Genomic DNA, 15,585 nt, shown 5'->3' with positions numbered 1-15,585 from the left:
GGGAACAGCGTTCCCCCCGGGCTACCGCAGCGTCACCCCACCCTGCCCCCGCGCCTTCGCCTCCGCCATCAGCTTCCTTTCCTGCTGCGCCCCTTCCGCATCCGTGAAGAAGGTGAAGATCGCGAAGCGCCGGCCTTTCGTGACCGGCAGCGCCTCATGCAGCAGGTCGCAGCAGAAGATCACGGCGCCACCCGCTTCCGGCTCGTATTCCTCCGGCCCGAACTCCCCGAAGCGCAGCGTGCCCCCCTCGTAGTCGCCCGTGTTCAGGTTCAGGCTCATCGCGAAGCGGCGATGCGCCGTGTAGGGCGTGCGGTTGTCGCGGTGGGCGCCGAAGGCGCCGGCATTGGCGCTGTCGTAGCAGCCGATGCGCGGCACCTCGAAGCTGGCCGCGCGGAAGCGGTAGGCGCGCCACATCTCCGGCACCACGCGACGCTCGATCCGGCGCTGGAAGCCTTCGTAGAGCGTCCGGTCGTCGAGGAAGACATCCGCGCGGCGCTTGATATTCGCGACCTTGCCCGCGCCCGCGCCGCCGGCGGAGGACGCGACGCGATCCTGCGATTTCTCGCCCTTCTCCCAATGCGCCAGCAATGCCGCGATGAAGTCGGGCTCCAGGATGTCCGGGATGATCAGCGCCGGCGCGCCCCCCCGCCGCACCGGTGCCGGCGGGGCAGGGGCCGGCACCAGGGCCAGCGCCGTCCCCAGCGCATCCCCGCCCTGACCCGCATAGGCCAGCCGCCCGCGCGGCGTCACCAGCGCGACGCCGCCCTCCGCCAGGCCGAGCCCCAGGAACAGCTTCCGATCCGCGTCGAAGACCCGCACCGGCCCGGACGCGGCCAGCTTCGATGGCGGGGACTGCGGCAGCACCACGATCGGCACCGCCCCGGCTTTTGCGATGGCGGGATCGCCGGCCTGGCGCCCGGCCTCCTCCCCCAGCAGCAGCACCCGGTAGCGGTCGGCGATGGTCTGCTGGGCCAGGTCGAAGGGCTGGCCGGCGGAATCCGGCAGGGCGAGGGGGGGCAGCAGATCGCCGGGACGGAAGGGGGATGGCGCGCTCATGGCTGCCATTCTCGCATCCCGATGGGCAGGGCGGGAACACCCGCCTACAAGGCGTGAATGGACGTCTCCTCCCCAGAGGCCCGGCGGGAACGCCGGATCGGCTACGCCTGCGCCTTCGCCGTGCTGTTCCTCTGGGTGGCCTTCCTGCTGACGGCGCGGCTTTCCGCCAAGCAGGACCTGACGCCCTGGGACGCGGCGGCGCTCCGCCATGCCGGCGCCTTCCTGGCGGCACTCCCGCTGGTGGCGGTGCTGGGCTGGCCGCGGCTGCGGGGCATCCGGCTCGGCGTCATCCTCGGCACCGCCGCCTTCGGCTTCCCGCTCGCCGCCTATGTCGCCTTCGGCTTCGCCCCCGTGGCCCATGCGGGGGTGCTGATGCCGGGGATGCTGCCCTTCTTCACCGCGGCCCTCGGCTTCTGGCTGCTGGGCGAGGCCTGGACCAGGCGGCGCTTCGCCTCGCTCGGCATCGTCGCCACGGGGATCCTGCTGCTGGCCATCGGCACCTTCGGGGACCATCCCGGCGCCTGGCGGGGCGACCTGTTGTTCCTCTGCGGCAGCCTCTGCTGGTCCATTTACACCACGGCCATAAGGCGCTGGCGGATCTCGGCCGTGGAGGGGACGATGGTGGTCGCCCTCTGGGCCGGGCCGATCTACCTGCCGGTCTGGTGGCTGGCCCTGCCGTCCAACCTGCACGCGGCATCGTGGGGCGTCATCGGCTTCCAGTTGCTGTTCCAGGGCGTCTTCGCGGTGCTGGTGGCGGGGTTCCTCTTCACCCGCGCGGTGACGGCGCTGGGGGCGCCGCGCACCACCACCATCACCTCCCTCGTCCCCGGCATGGCGGCGCTGGCCGCCTGGCCGCTGCTGTGGGAGCCGCTGGGGGCCGCGGCGCTGGCCGGCGTGGCGCTGGTGACGGCGGGGATGGTGATCGGGGTGCTGCAACCCAACCCCGGCGGGCACGCTCGTTGACCCCACCCAGGCTCAACCCTAGCTTCCCCCCATGACCGACCGCCTCCGCATCGCCCTCGCCCAGATCAACCCGCATGAGGGGGCGCTCGACCGGAACGCGGACCGCATCCGCGCCGCGCGCGCCGAAGCGGCGGCGCAGGGGGCGGACCTGCTGGTCACGCCGGAATTCTCCATCGCCGGCTACCCGCCGGAGGACCTCGTCCTCAAGCCCGCCTTCGTCGAGGCCTGCATGCAGCGGATCGAGGCGTTGGCGGCCGAGACCGCCGATGGCGGCCCGGGGGTGGTGGTGGGCGGCCCCTGGCGGGACGGCGACCGTCTGCACAACGCGCTGTTCGTCCTCGAAGGCGGCCGCATCCTGGCCCGCCGCGCCAAGCACGAGCTGCCGAACTACGGCGTCTTCGACGACAAGCGCGTCTTCATGGCCGGCCCCGCGCCGGGCCCGGTGGCCTTTCGCGGCGTCCGCCTCGGCCTGATGATCTGCGAGGATTGGTGGTTCCCCGCGGTCAGCGAGACGCTGCTGGAAAGCGGCGCGGAGATGCTGATCAGCATCAACGGATCGCCTTTCGAGGCCGAGAAGCAGGACACGCGCGTGCAGCTCGCCGTCGCCCGCGTGGTGGAGACGGGCCTGCCCTTCGTCTTCCTGAACCAGATCTGCGGCCAGGACGAGCTGGTGTTCGAGGGCGCGTCCTTCGTGCTCAACGCCGACCGCAGCCTGGCCGTGCAGATGCCGATGTTCGCGGAGCAGGTGCTGGTCACGGAATGGACCCGCGGCCCCAAGGGCTGGTCCTGCGCGCCGCACGCCGTGCCGCCCGCCATGCCGCGCATGGAGCAGATCTACCGCGCCATGATGCTGGGGCTCCGGGACTATGTGGAGAAGAACCGCTTCCCCGGCGTGGTGCTGGGGCTCTCGGGCGGCATCGACAGCGCGCTGTCGGCCGCCGTCGCCGCGGATGCGCTGGGGCCGGACCGGGTGAGGGCGGTGATGATGCCATCCCCCTACACCTCCACCGAAAGCCTGGAGGATGCGGCGGATTGCGCGCGGCTGCTCGGCATCCGCTACGAATCCGTGCCCATCGGACCCGCGATGGAGGCCTTCACCGCCATGCTGGCGCCGGCCTTCGGCAACCGCCCGCCCGACATCACCGAGGAAAACCTGCAATCGCGCATCCGTGGCGTGACGCTCATGGCGATGTCCAACAAGTTCGGGGACATGCTGCTGACCACGGGCAACAAGAGCGAGATGAGCACGGGCTACGCGACACTCTATGGCGACATGTGCGGCGGCTATTCCGTGCTGAAGGACGTCTGGAAGATGACCGTCTTCGCGCTCTGCCGCTGGCGGAACGAGAACTATCCGCAGGGTGCGCTCGGCCCCGGCGGGGCCGTGATGCCCGAACGCGTCATCACCAAGCCGCCCTCGGCCGAACTGAAGCCCGACCAGAAGGACCAGGACACGCTGCCGCCCTATGAGATCCTCGACGCCATCCTGGAAGGGCTGGTGGAGCGGGAGATGAGCGTGGATGCGCTGGTCGCGGCGGGGCATGACCGGGCGACGGTGCTGCGGGTGTGGCGCATGCTGGACCGCGCCGAATACAAGCGCCGCCAGGCGCCGCCCGGGGTGAAGATCACGCCCCGCGCCTTCGGCCGCGACCGCCGCTATCCCCTCACCAACGGCTTCTCGGCGCTGATCGCATGAGTGACGATCAGGAAGACCCGATCTTCGCGGGCGGCGGCTTCGGCACCGTCTCGGGCCTTGCGGTCCGCATCATGGACCTGTCGGGCGCCAACGGCTCCGACCCCGTGGAGGTGGTGAAGGGCTTCGACACCATCGCCCACGCCAACGCCTTCGCGCGCCGCTATGTCCGGGATTCAGTCGATCGCTGCCGCACCCGGGGCATGGATGCCTCCGCCGTGCTGGAAGCCTGGTTCGCCTATGGCGAGGATGCCGAGGTCGCCGGCGCCGGCGACGATGCCTGGAAGAGCGCGACCGAGATCCATGATTTCGCCGCCCGCCGCGCCGCGGATGCCGAGGACCGCAACTGGCGGGTGCTCGACCCCCGGCGCGACGAGGATGACGACGGCGAGGAGGAGGAGTAGGCCGTCCGGCCTACTTCCAGCCACCCCCCTGGACCGGCACCGCATAGGGCGGCGCGGGCGGCACATAGGCCACCGGCGGCGGCGCGTAATAGACGCGGGGCGGCGGTGCGTAATAGACGGGCGGGGGCGCGTAGTAGACCGGCGGCGGCGGCGCATAGACCACCGGCGGGGGCGCGTAATAGACGGGCGGCGGCGCGTAGTAGACGCGGGGCGGCGGCGCCAGCGCGGCACCCAGCGCGACGCCGGCGCCGAGGCCCACGATCGCGCCCAGCGCCACCCCGCCACCGTGGTGATGGTGATGGCCGTAGCCCCGGCCCCGCCAATCCGCCTGGGCAGGCGCCGAGACCGCCGCGACGGCCGTCACCAGCACCGCACCCACCAACAGGAACCGCTTGATCATCTCTATCTCCCCCATGCCTGGGCATGGCGTTTCATCTGCCGATTATCGCGCCAATTGCGCCCAAATGATGGAGAGACCGCCCCGATGACGGGGAGTTGCGCGCCGTGCCTTGCCTTCCGGCGCGTCCTGGCGTTCCTGTGCCCCCGATGAAAGTCCGTTTCGCCCCCTCTCCCACCGGCCTGCTGCATGTCGGCAATGCCCGGATCGCCATCGCCAATTGGTGCCTCGCCCGGCGCCATGGCGGCCATTTCCTGCTGCGCCTGGACGATACGGATACGGAGCGGTCCAAGCCCGAATACGCCCAGGCGATCGAGGAGGACCTCCACTGGCTCGGCCTCGACTGGGATGGCCTGGTGCGCCAGACCGACCGCCTGGCGCGCTACGCCGCGGCGGCGGAGGTGCTGAAGAAGGCCGGCCGCCTCTACCCCTGCCTGGAGACGGAGGAGGAACTCCTCTTCAAGCGGGAACAGCGCCAGCGCCAGGGCAAGCCGCCGATCTATGACCGCGCCGCGCTGAAGATGACGAAGGAGCAACTGGACCGCGCCATCGCCAACGGCAAGTCGCCGCATTGGCGGTTCAAGCTCTCCCACGCCAGCGTCGAATGGCAGGATGGCGTGCTGGGCCGGCGGTCGGTGAAGCTGCCGAGCCTGTCGGACCCCGTGCTGATCCGGGCCGATGGCAGCTTCCTCTACACCTTCACCTCCGTCGTCGATGACCTGGAGATGGGCATCACCGACGTGATCCGGGGCGAGGACCACGTCACCAACACGGGCATCCAGCTCGACATCTTCGAGGCGCTGGGCGGCAAGGCCAACGCCATGCGCTTCGCCCATCTGCCGCTGCTGACGGATAGCGATGGCGGGCCGCTGTCCAAGCGCACGGGCAGCGTGGGGCTCCGGCAGTTGCGGCGGGACGGGATCGAGCCCGCGGCGCTGGTCGGCTACCTCGCCGCGCTCGGCACCTCCACCGATCCGGTGGCGGCCATGCCGGCGGAACTGGCGCCCGGCTACGACCTCGGCCGCGTCTCGCACTCCGCGGCGCGCTTCGACCTCAAGCAGATGCTGGCGCTGAACCGCAAGCACCTGCACGGCCTGCCCTTCGCCGCCGTCCAGCCGCGGCTGCCGGAAGGGGCGGGGGAGGATTTCTGGCTGGCGGTGCGCGGCAATGTCGATCTGTTCCGCGAAACACGGGACTGGTGGGATGTCGTTGCGGGGGATATCGTGCCCCTCTCCGATCCCGCCGATGCCGATCTCCTGCGCGCGGCGATCGGGACCTTGCCTGAGGAACCCTGGAATGAGGCGACCTGGCCGGCCTGGACCGGAGCATTGGCAGCCAGCACCGGCCGCAAGGGCCGCGCGCTGTACCTGCCGCTGCGCCGCGCCCTGACGGGCGAGGAACACGGCCCCGACCTCAAGGTCTTCCTTCCGTTGATCGGCCGCGAGAAGGCGCTTCGGCGCCTCACGCTGGCCATCCCAGGCTGAGCACGATGGACATCCAGCTGCACAACAGCGCCACCAGGCGCAAGGAGCGGTTCGAGCCGCTCGATCCCGCGCATATCCGCCTCTATGTCTGCGGCCCCACGGTCTATGACCTGGCGCATCTCGGCAATGCCCGCCCCGTCGTCGTCTTCGACGTGCTGGCCCGGCTGCTGCGGCGCGTCTTCCCGAAGGTCACCTACGCCCGCAACATCACCGATGTGGACGACAAGATCATCGACCGCGCCCGCGACAGCGGGGAGCCGATCGACAGCGTCACCAGCCGCACCACCGCCGATTTCCACCGCGACATGGCGGCGCTGGGCAATCTACCGCCGGACATCGAGCCCCGCGCGACCGGCACCATCCCGGAGATGGTCGCGCTGATCGAGCGCCTGGTCGCGAATGGCCATGCCTATGCGGCGGAGGGGCATGTCCTCTTCGCCGTCGCCAGCTTCGCGCAATACGGCGCGCTGTCCGGCCGCAGCCCCGAGGAGATGCTGGCCGGCGCCCGCGTGGAGGTCGCGCCCTACAAGCGCGATCCCGGCGATTTCGTGCTGTGGAAGCCCTCCACGCCGGAGCAGCCGGGCTGGGACAGCCCCTGGGGCCGCGGGCGGCCGGGCTGGCACATCGAATGCTCCGCCATGTCGTGGAAGCATCTCGGCCCGGATTTCGACATCCATGGCGGCGGCGCGGACCTGATGTTCCCGCACCACGAGAACGAGGTCGCGCAATCCGTCTGCGCCTTCCCGGGCAGCCATTTCGCCCGGTACTGGATGCATAACGGCATGCTGCTCGTGGACGGCGAGAAGATGTCGAAGTCCCTCGGCAATTTCCGCACCGTGCAGGACATCCTGGCGCTCGGCCCCTGGGCCGGCGAGGCGTTTCGCCTGCTGCTGCTGCGCACCCATTACCGCATGGCGATCGACTACACGGTGGCGGGGCTGGAGGAGGCGCGGCGGGAACTCGACCGCTTCTACCGGGCGTTGGCGAAGATGGAGGATGTGGAAGCGGTGGAGGACGCCGCGCCGCTCCCCTGGGAAGCGCCGTCCTTCGAGGCCGCGCTGGCGGATGACCTCAACACGCCGCTGGCGCTCGCCACGCTGCACCATCTGGTCTCGGCCGCGAATGATGCGTTGGGGCGGGATGCCACCGCCGACCTGCCGGCGCTGAAGGGCCGCATCCTGGCCTGCGGGCGGCTGCTCGGCCTGCTCGGCCAGGCGCCGGCGGCCTGGTTCCGGGGCGAGGGCGGCGACGAGGGCGCGATCGAGGCCGCCATCGCCGCGCGCCTCGCCGCGCGCAAGGCCAAGGATTGGGGCGAAGCCGACCGCATCCGCAAGGAACTGGCGGCGCAGGGCATCCTGCTGGAGGACGGGCCGGCGGGCACGAGCTGGCGGCGGGCGTGACGCCTCTTGCCTTGCCATGGGGGGAAGGCTCCATGTCGGCATCCGGCTTCATCACCGGAGGAACCGCCATGATCCGTCTTGCCCTCGCCGCCGCCCTGTTCGCCGCCACGCCTGCCTTCGCGCAGCAGGGCCATCAGGGCCATGGTTCGCGTCCCGCGCCGGGGGTGCAGGAGCCGGCGAGCACGCGGGAGTTCCGTGCCGCCAATGCGCGGATGCACCGGGACATGGACATCCGCTTCACCGGCAATGCCGATCGCGACTTCGCCGCCGGCATGATCCCGCATCACCAGGGTGCCATCGAGATGGCGCGCATCCAGCTGCGTCACGGCACCGACCCCGACATGCGCAAGCTGGCCGAGGAGATCATTGCTGCGCAGGAGTCCGAGATCGCCCGCTTGAGAGCCTTCCTGTCCCGATGAGGTGCTTGTTTCCCGCGGTCCAGGGTCCCGCTGGACCCTGGCAGGGGGTGCAGGGGGACAGCGTCCCCCTGCTGCTCCCATGACCGGCGGCCGCGGTGACGGCGGCGCGCTGCTGACGCCCGCCCCCGGCGAATCCCCCATCGTCGTGTTGGTCCGCCCCCAGATGGCCGCCAATATCGGCACCGCCGCCCGCGCCATGGCGAATGGCGGCCTTTTCCATCTGCGCATCGTGGCACCCCGAGACGGCTGGCCGCAGCCCAACGCCTATGCCGCCGCGTCCGGTGCCGATGCCATCATCGATGCCGCGCAGGTCTTCCCCGACATCGCCTCCGCCGTCGCGGATTGCCATCGCGTCTTCGGCACCTGCCCGCGCCCGCGGCACGTCATCATCCCCATGCGCGATGCTCGTGCCGCGGCAGAGGACCTCCGCGAGATCAACGGCCGCGGCCTGCGCGTCGCCGTGCTGTTCGGGCCGGAGCGGGCGGGGCTGGAGGCCGATGACCTCGCGCATTGCGACACGCTGGTCCGCTATCCCCTGAACCCGCAGCACACCTCGCTCAACCTCGCCCAGGCCGTGATGATCCTGGCCTATGAGTGGTGGATGCAGGCGGAGACGACGCCGCCGCGCGACTTCCAGATGAACGAGACGCGCCCGGCGACGAAGGGCGAGCTCGAGAATTTCCTCACCCGCCTGATCGACGAACTCGACGCCTCCGGCTTCCTGCACAATGCGCCGAAGCGCCCGGGGATGGTCCGCAACCTGCGCCACTGGTTCGAACGCGGCGAGGTGACGGCGCAGGAGTTGCGCACCATGCATGGCGTGGTGACGGAGCTGTCGAAGGGCCGCATGCGCCGCGGCCGTTTCCAGGACAATGACCCGCCACCCTGGCAGGAGAGCGAGACGCCGTGACGACCCACCCCGATGGCACGCCGGTCACGCCCCTGCCGGACCTCCGCTTCACGGAGGTCGATGGAGGGGCGCTCGGGCTGTCGGGGAGGCGGCTTTCCTACATGGAGGCGGGGCAGGGGCCCGCGACCATCCTCTGCCTGCACGGCATCGGCGCCAATTCCATGGGCTGGCGCTTCGTGCTGGCCGGCCTGTCGGATGTGGCGCGGGTCATCGCCTGGAACGCGCCGGGCTACCTGATGTCCGACCCGTTCGTCGCGGAACGCCCGCGGGCGGAGGACTATGTCGAGGCGGCGGTGGCGCTGCTCGATGCGCTCGGCGTCGCGGGCCCTGTCCATGTGGCCGGGTCCTCCTTCGGCTCCATGCTCGGCGCCTGCCTGGCGGCGCGGCACCCCGCCCGGGTGGCCTCGCTGACCTTGATGGGCACGTCGCGCGGCCAGCGCTGGAAGGGCGAGGAAGGCCGCGCCGCCATGCTCGCCATGCGCAAGGCCAGCGTCGCGGAGGGCGGCGTCGCGCTGGCGCGCACGCGGTCGGACAAGCTGATTTCGCCCAGGGCCGCGCCGCTGGTGCTCGACCTCGTGCGCGGCATGGTGGCGGCGACCAACCCGGCCGGGCTGATGCAATCCGCCCAGGCGACGGACCAGGTGGATGTCGTCGCCGACTACGCGCCCCGTATCACGGCACCGACCCTGGCCATCACCGGCCAGGACGATGTCGTGAACCCGCCCGATGTCGGGCGGCTGATCGCGGAAGCCATTCCCGGCGCCCGCTTCCTCTCGCCCGAGGGCATCGGCCACCTGCCGGAAGTCGAGGCCCCCGCCCAGACGCTCGCGCTGCTGCGCGCCCAGATCCAGGGAGACCGTTGATGCGCCTTCCCCGCCGCACCCTGCTGGCCGCCCTCGCCCTGCCTGCCGTGGCCCAGGCGCAGTCGGACTACCCGACCCGCCAGGTGCGGCTCGTGGTGCCCTTCCCGCCGGGCGGCGGGCTGGATGCGCTGGCGCGCGCGCTGGCGGACCGGCTGCAGGCGGCCTGGCGGCAACCCGTCGTCGTGGACAACCGGCCGGGCGGTTCGACCGTGCCGGGCACCGACATCGTCGCCAAGGCGCCGGGCGATGGCCACACGCTGCTCATCACCGCGGACAATTCCATCACCTCCAACCCGCACCTCATCCGCGCCCTGCCGCATGACCCGATGCGGGACCTGGCACCCATCAGCCTGCTGGTCGATGTGCACCAGATGGTGCTGGTGCATCCCTCGGTCGGCGCGCGGTCCATGGCGGAGCTGGTGGCGGCCGCCCGCGCGGCGCCGGGGCGGCTCAACTTCGGCTCCTACGGCAGCGCCAGCCAGCCGCATCTCTGCTTCGGCGCGCTGATGGCCCGCGAACGGATCGAGATGGTCCACGTCCCCTATCGCGGGCTGACGCCGGCGGTGCTGGCGACCGTGGCGGGCGAAGTGCAGATGACGCTGGCCGGCATCGCCAGCGGCGCCGAATTCATCCGCGCCGGCACGCTGCGGGCCCTCGCGGTCGGCAAGCCCACGCGGTTCGAGGCACTGCCGGAGGTGCCGACCCTGGTGGAAGCGGGCTTCGGGGATATCGACCCGCGCACCTGGTTCGGCGCCTTCGCGCCCGCCTCGACGCCCCCCGCGCTGGTCGCGCGCCTGCACCGGGACATCGCGGCAGCCATGGCGGAACCGGCGGTGCGGGACCGCATCCTGGCGCCGGCGGGCTATACCGTGCATGCGGCGACGCCCGAGGCGACGGCGGCCTTTCTGAGGGACGATCTGGGCTACAAGGCGCGGCTGATTGCGGCGGCGGGGATACAGCCGGATTGAGGAGGAACCGGGGAAGGCGCTGCCTTCCCCAGACCCCATCCGCCAGGGGCGAGACGCCCCTGGACCGTCGTCAGAGCTGCTTCGCCAGCTTGCGCGCCAGCATGTAGCCCAGCAGGCCGGAGAGCGGGGCGGCCGGCAGCAGCAGCAACCAGCCCAGATGCTGCCCGCCGATGATCAACCCCATGCCGATGCCGAGCATCATGCCGCCCACCAGGCTGCCGACGACACCAGCCGTGAGGCCGAGGACCAGGATCTCTTCGCGCTTGACCATGACGCGGGAGTAGGGGGCCCAACCCTGGTTTGACAAGGCGCCCCCCCGCCCCTAGAAGCCCGCCACTTCCGGGAACGTGGACAGGCCTTCGGGGCCTGCGCCCGCCTGCGGCCATCCGGGCCACGGGCCTACCGGGACAACCCGCCGCGATGCCCATAAGGGTGCCGGCACAAGAAGAACCCGCATCACGGCACAAGCCGCGGCGGGGCAGGAGCAGCGCATGACCAAGCGCGCGGAAAGCAAGTACAAGATCAACCGCCGCCTCGGCGTGAACCTCTGGGGCCGTGCGAAGTCCCCCATCGCCAAGCGCGAATACGGCCCCGGCCAGCACGGCCAGCGCCGCAAGCAGAAGCCGACCGACTTCGGCGTCCAGCTGATGGCGAAGCAGAAGCTCAAGGGCTACTACGGCAACATTGGCGAGAAGCAGTTCCGCAAGTACTACGAGGAAGCCGTGCGCCGTAAGGGCGACACCTCGGAGAACCTGATCGAGCTGCTGGAGCGCCGCCTCGACACCATCATCTACCGCATGAAGCTGGCGGTGACGCCCTTCGCCGCGCGCCAGTTCGTGAACCACGGCCACGTGCTGATCAACGGCAAGCGCCTCAACATCCCGTCCTACCTCGTGAAGGACACGGACATCATCGAGGTGAAGGAGAAGTCGAAGTCCCTGACCGCGGTGCTCGACGCCGCCCAGTCCGGCGAGCGCGACGTCCCCGAATACATCGAGATCGACCACCGCGCGATGCGCGGCCGCCTGCTGCGCGCGCCGAAGCTGTCGGACGTGCCCTACCCCGTGCAGATGGAACCGAACCTGGTCGTCGAGTTCTACTCGCGCTGAGGATGATGGAGGCGGGCGATCAGCCCGCCTTGGCGATGGAAGCGGGGACGGGGCGGCGACGCTCCTCCCCGCTTCTTTCGTTATGGCTGCTCACGAAGCTGTCGCTTGCCCGCGGGAGCGTCCTGGCGGACTGACACTCCCTTGGCGGCGGAGTGCGAGCCTCGGTGACGGTTGACTGTGCGACGGCAGGGCGCTTCCGCCTTGTCTGACGGCTTGATGGCCTCCTTTCCGGCACTGTTCGACGGCACGGTCGATGAGTGAGTTCGACGAGGCTGCGGAAGCGACCGCCCTTCGCCTCGCCGCGCTGCAGGACATGGCCATCCTCGACAGCGCGCCGGAGCCGGAATTCGACGACGCGGTGCTGATCGCGACGGCGCTCTGCCAGGCCCCGGTGGCCCTGGTCAGCCTGGTCACGGATCGCCGGCAGTGGTTCAAGGCGCGGCGCGGCTTCCCCGCCTGCGAGACCGAACTGGACCAGTCGGTCTGCAAATACGCCATGAACGCGCCCGGCCTCTTCGTCATCCCCGATCTGAGCCGCGACCCCCGCACCGCCACCAACAGCCTTGTCACGGGCGACCCGGGGATCCGCTTCTACGCGGGCGCACCGCTGGTGAGCGACAGCGGCGTTCCGGTCGGCTCGCTCTGCGTCATCGATACCGTTCCCCGGCCCGATGGGCTGACGGAGGCGCAGGGAAACGGCCTGATGGCGCTCGCGCGCCAGACCATGGCCCTCATCAACACCCGCCGCATGATGCAGCGGCTGGAGGCGGCGAAGGACGCCCATCAGGCCGTCATCACGTCAGAGCTTGCGCATGAACGTCGCCTGGGCAGCCATCGGGAAACCTTCGTCGCGGTGCTGGGCCATGACCTGCGGAACCCGCTGGCGGCGCTCGATGCCGGGATCAGGCTGATCGAGCGCGAGGCACCCGCACCCCGATCGGCGTCGGTCCTGGCCATGATGAAGCTCAGCGTGGGCCGCATGCGGACGCTGATCGAGACGACGCTGGATTTCGCGCGCGTCCGTCTCGGCACGGGGATGGGCGTGACCAGCCATGCCGATGCCGAGCTGGCGCCGATGCTGGAGCAGGTTGTCTCGGAACTGCGCGTGTCGCACCCCAAGGCCAGGATCGTCGCGGATATCCGCGTGACCTGTCCCGTCGCCTGCGACCGGTACAGGATCGGCCAGATGCTGTCGAACCTGCTCGCCAATGCGCTCCTCCATGGCGACAATGCCCACCCGGTCCGGGTGGAAGCAGCCACGGCCGACGGCCGCTTCGTCATGTCCGTCGCGAATGGCGGCAACCCGATCCCGCCCGCCTGGCTCGACACGCTGTTCGAGCCCTTCGTGGGCAGCGCGACCCAGGGGCCGAGGCAGGGCCTGGGTCTCGGCCTCTACATCGCGTCGGAGGTTGCGCGCGCGCATCAGGGCACGCTCAGCGCGACCTCCACGGCGGAGGAAACGCGCTTCACCTTCGAAATGCCGCTACGCCCGGCCTGACCGGAAGGCAGGTACCGACCTAGCCGGGCGGCCGCAGCGCCACCACCGCATCCCGCGCCGCCTGCGCGATCCGCGCCCGTCCCTCCGCATCCGGCGCCACATCCTCGAACACCAGCGGCTTGCCGATCCGCAGCCGCAGCCTCCCCGGCCTTGGCCAGCGCTGCGATGGCGGCCAGCATTCATGCGCGCCCTCGATCCAGCACGGCACCACCGGCACCGGCGTGCCCGCCACCAGCATGGCGAGCCCGGGCTGGAAGGGGGCCATGGTCCCGTCCCGGCTGCGCGTGCCCTCGGGGAACAGGATATAGGCCAGCCGGTCCTCCAGCAGCCGCTCCCGCAGCAGCTTCAACTCGCTGCGCTGGGTGCGGCCGCGCCAGACCGGGAGCGCGTTGATCGCATAGGCCGCGAAGGCGGCGCCGGCGGGCTTGCCGAAGAAGACCTCGCCGGCGGCCAGCGCATGCGCGGCCCGCGCCGCCTCTCCGCGCAGCGCCGCGGCCAGCGTCAGCGCATCCAGGTGGCTGGCGTGGTTGGCGATGATGACGAAGGGCGGCGGGGGCAGGTTCTCCCGCCCCTCCACCTCCAGCCGATGCGCCGCCGCCAGATAGAGGCGGAGCGTGTGGCGCCAGGCGGCGTTCAGCGCCAGGCCGACCAGCCCCCGCTCCCGCGCCAGGCTGCGGAGCCGCTGGCCCAGCGGCAGGCCGAGATCCCGGGCCGGCTTGATCTCCCACGACTTCATTGCGTGAAGATCCGCGTCGGCTCATCCAGCCCGAAGCCCACGAAGTAGCCGATGAAGTGGAACACGGCCGGGGAGACCAGCAGCAGGCTGTTGAAGCGGTCCAGGATGCCGCCATGGCCGGGCAGCACCACGCCCATATCCTTGATGCCGATGTCGCGCTTGATGGAGGACAGCATCAGGTCGCCCGCCTGGCCGGCGACGCTGACCAGCACGCCCAGCAGCAGCAGCCAGAACCAGCCGCCCATCGGCGTGGTGCCGAATAGCGAATGGGCGATCAGCGCGACGACGCTGCCCGTCACCACCACCGCGCCCAGCGCGCCGGCGATGGTCTTGTTCGGGCTGGTCGCGGGCAGCAGCTTCGGCCCGCCCAGGATCTTGCCGCAGGTGAAGGCCGCGACGTCGTTCAGCGCCACCGCCGTCAGCAGCAGCAGCACGATCGGCCGGTAGCCCGGGTCATTCGCCATGTAGCCGAGATGGGCGAGCCCCGCGCCGAACAGCATGTAGCCCAGCACCGCGAGGCCGACGCGCTGGATATAGCCCTCCGGCCGGTCCTGCGGGATGGAGGCCACGGCCAGCAGGCTGACCGTCAGCGGCCAGAGCGCCACGAAGAAGCCGTACCAATGGTCGAGCGCCGCGAAATTCACGAAGAGGATGCCCAGCACCACGACGGCGGACAGCACCCTCTCCCGGAACAGCCCCGTCGCCCGCGCATATTCGCGGTAGCAGAGCAGGCCGAGCAGCGTGACGGCCAGGATGGTCCATTCCCGCCCGGCCAGCACGGGCCCGATCATCAGCGGCAGCAGCACGCACCAGGAACCGAGCCGCAGCCACAGCTCCCGCCGGAATGCCGGCGTGCCGCGGCCGGCCAGGCTCAGCCCGCCGATGACCAGCGCCGCGGTCGCGACCACCGCCAGGGTGGCGCCGACGATCCACACGGTCACTGGATGGGCAAAAGCGCTCATTCGGGGGCATTCCGCTGGGCCAGTTGCGTCCAGGCGCCCTGCAGCCGGCGCCACCCCGTGACGAGGGAGAGCAGCAGGATGACCCAGAGCGCCAGCCCTGGCAGCGCCGCTGTCCAGGCGGCCGGCAGCAGGGCGCAGGCGAGGGCGAGCGCCGTGACCAGCGCCATGCGGTGCTGCTTGGCCATCGGGCCGCGGAAATCGCTCGACGCGCCGGCCGCCTTGCCCACCGCGCGCAGATAGGCCGTCGCCATGGCTGCCAGCGCCGCGCCGAGCCCCAGGGCCAGGTCGCCCGCGGCGATGCCGAGCCCCGCCAGCACGGCGGTGTCGGAGACGCGGTCCGGCACCTCGTTGAACAACTCCCCGGCCGGGGAGGCGATGCCGCGGCCGATCGCCACCATGCCGTCCAGCAGGTTGGCCAGTAGCCGGAGCTGGATGAACAGGGCGCCGGCCAGCCAAAGCGGCATCGCGGCCACGGGCCACCAGGCGGTCCCGGCCAGGCAGAGCCCCGCCAGCAACCCGGCCGCCATGCCGGCCAGGGAGATGCCATCGGCCGAGGCGCCGCGCCGGACCAGCGCGCCCGCCAGGCGCTGCATGACGCTGAGCTCCCGCGCCGCGATCGGCCGCCTGTCACCGCTCTCCGCCATCCGTCCTGCCTGGGGCCGCTACCGTTGCGCCGCCAGCATCGCATGGGCGCACGCCCCCGGGCAGGCTGGCCTGCGAACA

At 71.0% G+C, this 15,585-nt stretch carries 17 protein-coding genes; 11 read left to right on the top strand and 6 right to left on the bottom strand.

What is annotated here, in order from left to right; all coding sequences use genetic code 11:
* Window positions 1-21 precede the first annotated feature (21 nt).
* Window positions 22-1,056 (bottom strand): 2OG-Fe(II) oxygenase family protein, encoded by a 1,035-nt coding sequence (locus G3576_RS19790; RefSeq protein ID WP_164696164.1) that lies wholly within the window; start codon window positions 1,054-1,056, stop codon window positions 22-24.
* A 57-nt stretch (window positions 1,057-1,113) separates the two neighbouring features.
* Between G3576_RS19790 and G3576_RS19785 the strand changes: the two genes are divergently transcribed.
* Genes G3576_RS19785 through G3576_RS19775 form a run of 3 tightly spaced genes read left to right on the top strand, consistent with a single transcriptional unit; the run spans window position 1,114 to window position 4,116 of the window.
* Complete coding sequence (locus G3576_RS19785) at window positions 1,114-2,019, top strand: DMT family transporter (RefSeq protein WP_164696163.1); 906 nt, start codon at window positions 1,114-1,116, stop codon at window positions 2,017-2,019.
* A 31-nt stretch (window positions 2,020-2,050) separates the two neighbouring features.
* Window positions 2,051-3,715 carry an NAD+ synthase gene (locus G3576_RS19780; protein ID WP_164696162.1) on the top strand — a complete coding sequence of 555 codons (1,665 nt, stop codon included), beginning with the start codon at window positions 2,051-2,053 and terminating at the stop codon, window positions 3,713-3,715.
* Entirely contained in the window at window positions 3,712-4,116 is a 405-nt protein-coding gene (locus G3576_RS19775) for a hypothetical protein (protein ID WP_164696161.1), read from the top strand. Before G3576_RS19780 ends, G3576_RS19775 begins: the two co-directional genes overlap by 4 nt.
* 10 nt (window positions 4,117-4,126) lie before the next feature.
* Here the strand turns inward: G3576_RS19775 and G3576_RS19770 are convergent, their stop codons facing one another.
* Entirely contained in the window at window positions 4,127-4,516 is a 390-nt protein-coding gene (locus G3576_RS19770) for a hypothetical protein (RefSeq protein ID WP_164696160.1), read from the bottom strand.
* Window positions 4,517-4,662: 146 nt separating this feature from the next.
* Between G3576_RS19770 and gltX the strand changes: the two genes are divergently transcribed.
* The 6 genes from gltX (at window position 4,663) to G3576_RS19740 (ending at window position 10,557) form a co-directional block, all read left to right on the top strand.
* On the top strand, window positions 4,663-5,997 hold the full coding sequence (gene gltX / locus G3576_RS19765) for a glutamate--tRNA ligase (RefSeq protein ID WP_164696159.1): 1,335 nt from the start codon (window positions 4,663-4,665) through the stop codon (window positions 5,995-5,997).
* A 5-nt stretch (window positions 5,998-6,002) separates the two neighbouring features.
* A complete protein-coding gene (gene cysS, locus G3576_RS19760) occupies window positions 6,003-7,397 on the top strand; it encodes a cysteine--tRNA ligase (protein ID WP_164696158.1) in 1,395 nt (464 codons plus the stop codon).
* 68 nt (window positions 7,398-7,465) lie between these two features.
* Window positions 7,466-7,816: a CopM family metallochaperone gene (gene copM / locus G3576_RS19755; RefSeq protein ID WP_164696157.1), complete on the top strand. Its 351-nt coding sequence runs from the start codon at window positions 7,466-7,468 to the stop codon at window positions 7,814-7,816.
* 79 nt (window positions 7,817-7,895) lie between these two features.
* A complete protein-coding gene (locus tag G3576_RS19750) occupies window positions 7,896-8,726 on the top strand; it encodes an RNA methyltransferase (protein ID WP_164696156.1) in 831 nt (276 codons plus the stop codon).
* Window positions 8,723-9,589, top strand: coding sequence for an alpha/beta fold hydrolase (locus tag G3576_RS19745; protein ID WP_164696155.1), 867 nt, complete (start codon window positions 8,723-8,725; stop codon window positions 9,587-9,589). Before G3576_RS19750 ends, G3576_RS19745 begins: the two co-directional genes overlap by 4 nt.
* Window positions 9,589-10,557: a Bug family tripartite tricarboxylate transporter substrate binding protein gene (locus G3576_RS19740; protein ID WP_164696154.1), complete on the top strand. Its 969-nt coding sequence runs from the start codon at window positions 9,589-9,591 to the stop codon at window positions 10,555-10,557. Before G3576_RS19745 ends, G3576_RS19740 begins: the two co-directional genes overlap by 1 nt.
* Window positions 10,558-10,627: 70 nt before the next feature.
* Here G3576_RS19740 and G3576_RS19735 read toward each other — a convergent pair whose 3' ends face one another.
* Entirely contained in the window at window positions 10,628-10,828 is a 201-nt protein-coding gene (locus G3576_RS19735) for a hypothetical protein (RefSeq protein ID WP_164696153.1), read from the bottom strand.
* 220 nt (window positions 10,829-11,048) lie between these two features.
* On the opposite strand from G3576_RS19735, the gene rpsD reads away from it, so the two are divergent.
* On the top strand, window positions 11,049-11,666 hold the full coding sequence (rpsD, locus tag G3576_RS19730) for a 30S ribosomal protein S4 (protein WP_164696152.1): 618 nt from the start codon (window positions 11,049-11,051) through the stop codon (window positions 11,664-11,666).
* Between the two features lie 253 nt (window positions 11,667-11,919).
* Window positions 11,920-13,164, top strand: a complete 1,245-nt coding sequence (locus G3576_RS19725) for a GAF domain-containing sensor histidine kinase (protein ID WP_164696151.1) — start codon at window positions 11,920-11,922, stop codon at window positions 13,162-13,164.
* Between the two features lie 19 nt (window positions 13,165-13,183).
* Here the strand turns inward: G3576_RS19725 and G3576_RS19720 are convergent, their stop codons facing one another.
* The 3 genes from G3576_RS19720 to G3576_RS19710 are packed head-to-tail and all read right to left on the bottom strand — an operon-like array spanning window position 13,184 to window position 15,506.
* Window positions 13,184-13,900, bottom strand: a complete 717-nt coding sequence (locus G3576_RS19720) for a lysophospholipid acyltransferase family protein (protein WP_164696150.1) — start codon at window positions 13,898-13,900, stop codon at window positions 13,184-13,186.
* Complete coding sequence (locus G3576_RS19715) at window positions 13,897-14,862, bottom strand: phosphatidate cytidylyltransferase (protein WP_164696149.1); 966 nt, start codon at window positions 14,860-14,862, stop codon at window positions 13,897-13,899. Before G3576_RS19715 ends, G3576_RS19720 begins: the two co-directional genes overlap by 4 nt.
* Entirely contained in the window at window positions 14,859-15,506 is a 648-nt protein-coding gene (locus G3576_RS19710) for a CDP-alcohol phosphatidyltransferase family protein (protein ID WP_164696148.1), read from the bottom strand. The genes G3576_RS19715 and G3576_RS19710 overlap by 4 nt, the downstream gene beginning before the upstream one ends.
* Window positions 15,507-15,585: the final 79 nt, after the last annotated feature.

It is taken from the genome of Falsiroseomonas algicola, from assembly GCF_011040385.1.
Classification (GTDB): domain Bacteria; phylum Pseudomonadota; class Alphaproteobacteria; order Acetobacterales; family Acetobacteraceae; genus Falsiroseomonas; species Falsiroseomonas algicola.
This window is presented reverse-complemented; position numbering and strand designations above follow the sequence as displayed.

What these genes read in the sequence shown, in the direction of transcription:
- G3576_RS19790 (WP_164696164.1), bottom strand. Translation starts at nt 1,056, where the DNA reads ATGAGCGCGCCATCCCCCTTCCGTCCCGGCGATCTGCTGCCCCCCCTC.
- G3576_RS19785 (WP_164696163.1), top strand. Translation starts at nt 1,114, where the DNA reads ATGGACGTCTCCTCCCCAGAGGCCCGGCGGGAACGCCGGATCGGCTAC.
- G3576_RS19780 (WP_164696162.1), top strand. Translation starts at nt 2,051, where the DNA reads ATGACCGACCGCCTCCGCATCGCCCTCGCCCAGATCAACCCGCATGAG.
- G3576_RS19775 (WP_164696161.1), top strand. Translation starts at nt 3,712, where the DNA reads ATGAGTGACGATCAGGAAGACCCGATCTTCGCGGGCGGCGGCTTCGGC.
- G3576_RS19770 (WP_164696160.1), bottom strand. Translation starts at nt 4,516, where the DNA reads ATGATCAAGCGGTTCCTGTTGGTGGGTGCGGTGCTGGTGACGGCCGTC.
- gltX (WP_164696159.1), top strand. Translation starts at nt 4,663, where the DNA reads ATGAAAGTCCGTTTCGCCCCCTCTCCCACCGGCCTGCTGCATGTCGGC.
- cysS (WP_164696158.1), top strand. Translation starts at nt 6,003, where the DNA reads ATGGACATCCAGCTGCACAACAGCGCCACCAGGCGCAAGGAGCGGTTC.
- copM (WP_164696157.1), top strand. Translation starts at nt 7,466, where the DNA reads ATGATCCGTCTTGCCCTCGCCGCCGCCCTGTTCGCCGCCACGCCTGCC.
- G3576_RS19750 (WP_164696156.1), top strand. Translation starts at nt 7,896, where the DNA reads ATGACCGGCGGCCGCGGTGACGGCGGCGCGCTGCTGACGCCCGCCCCC.
- G3576_RS19740 (WP_164696154.1), top strand. Translation starts at nt 9,589, where the DNA reads ATGCGCCTTCCCCGCCGCACCCTGCTGGCCGCCCTCGCCCTGCCTGCC.
- G3576_RS19735 (WP_164696153.1), bottom strand. Translation starts at nt 10,828, where the DNA reads ATGGTCAAGCGCGAAGAGATCCTGGTCCTCGGCCTCACGGCTGGTGTC.
- rpsD (WP_164696152.1), top strand. Translation starts at nt 11,049, where the DNA reads ATGACCAAGCGCGCGGAAAGCAAGTACAAGATCAACCGCCGCCTCGGC.
- G3576_RS19725 (WP_164696151.1), top strand. Translation starts at nt 11,920, where the DNA reads ATGAGTGAGTTCGACGAGGCTGCGGAAGCGACCGCCCTTCGCCTCGCC.
- G3576_RS19720 (WP_164696150.1), bottom strand. Translation starts at nt 13,900, where the DNA reads ATGAAGTCGTGGGAGATCAAGCCGGCCCGGGATCTCGGCCTGCCGCTG.
- G3576_RS19715 (WP_164696149.1), bottom strand. Translation starts at nt 14,862, where the DNA reads ATGAGCGCTTTTGCCCATCCAGTGACCGTGTGGATCGTCGGCGCCACC.
- G3576_RS19710 (WP_164696148.1), bottom strand. Translation starts at nt 15,506, where the DNA reads ATGGCGGAGAGCGGTGACAGGCGGCCGATCGCGGCGCGGGAGCTCAGC.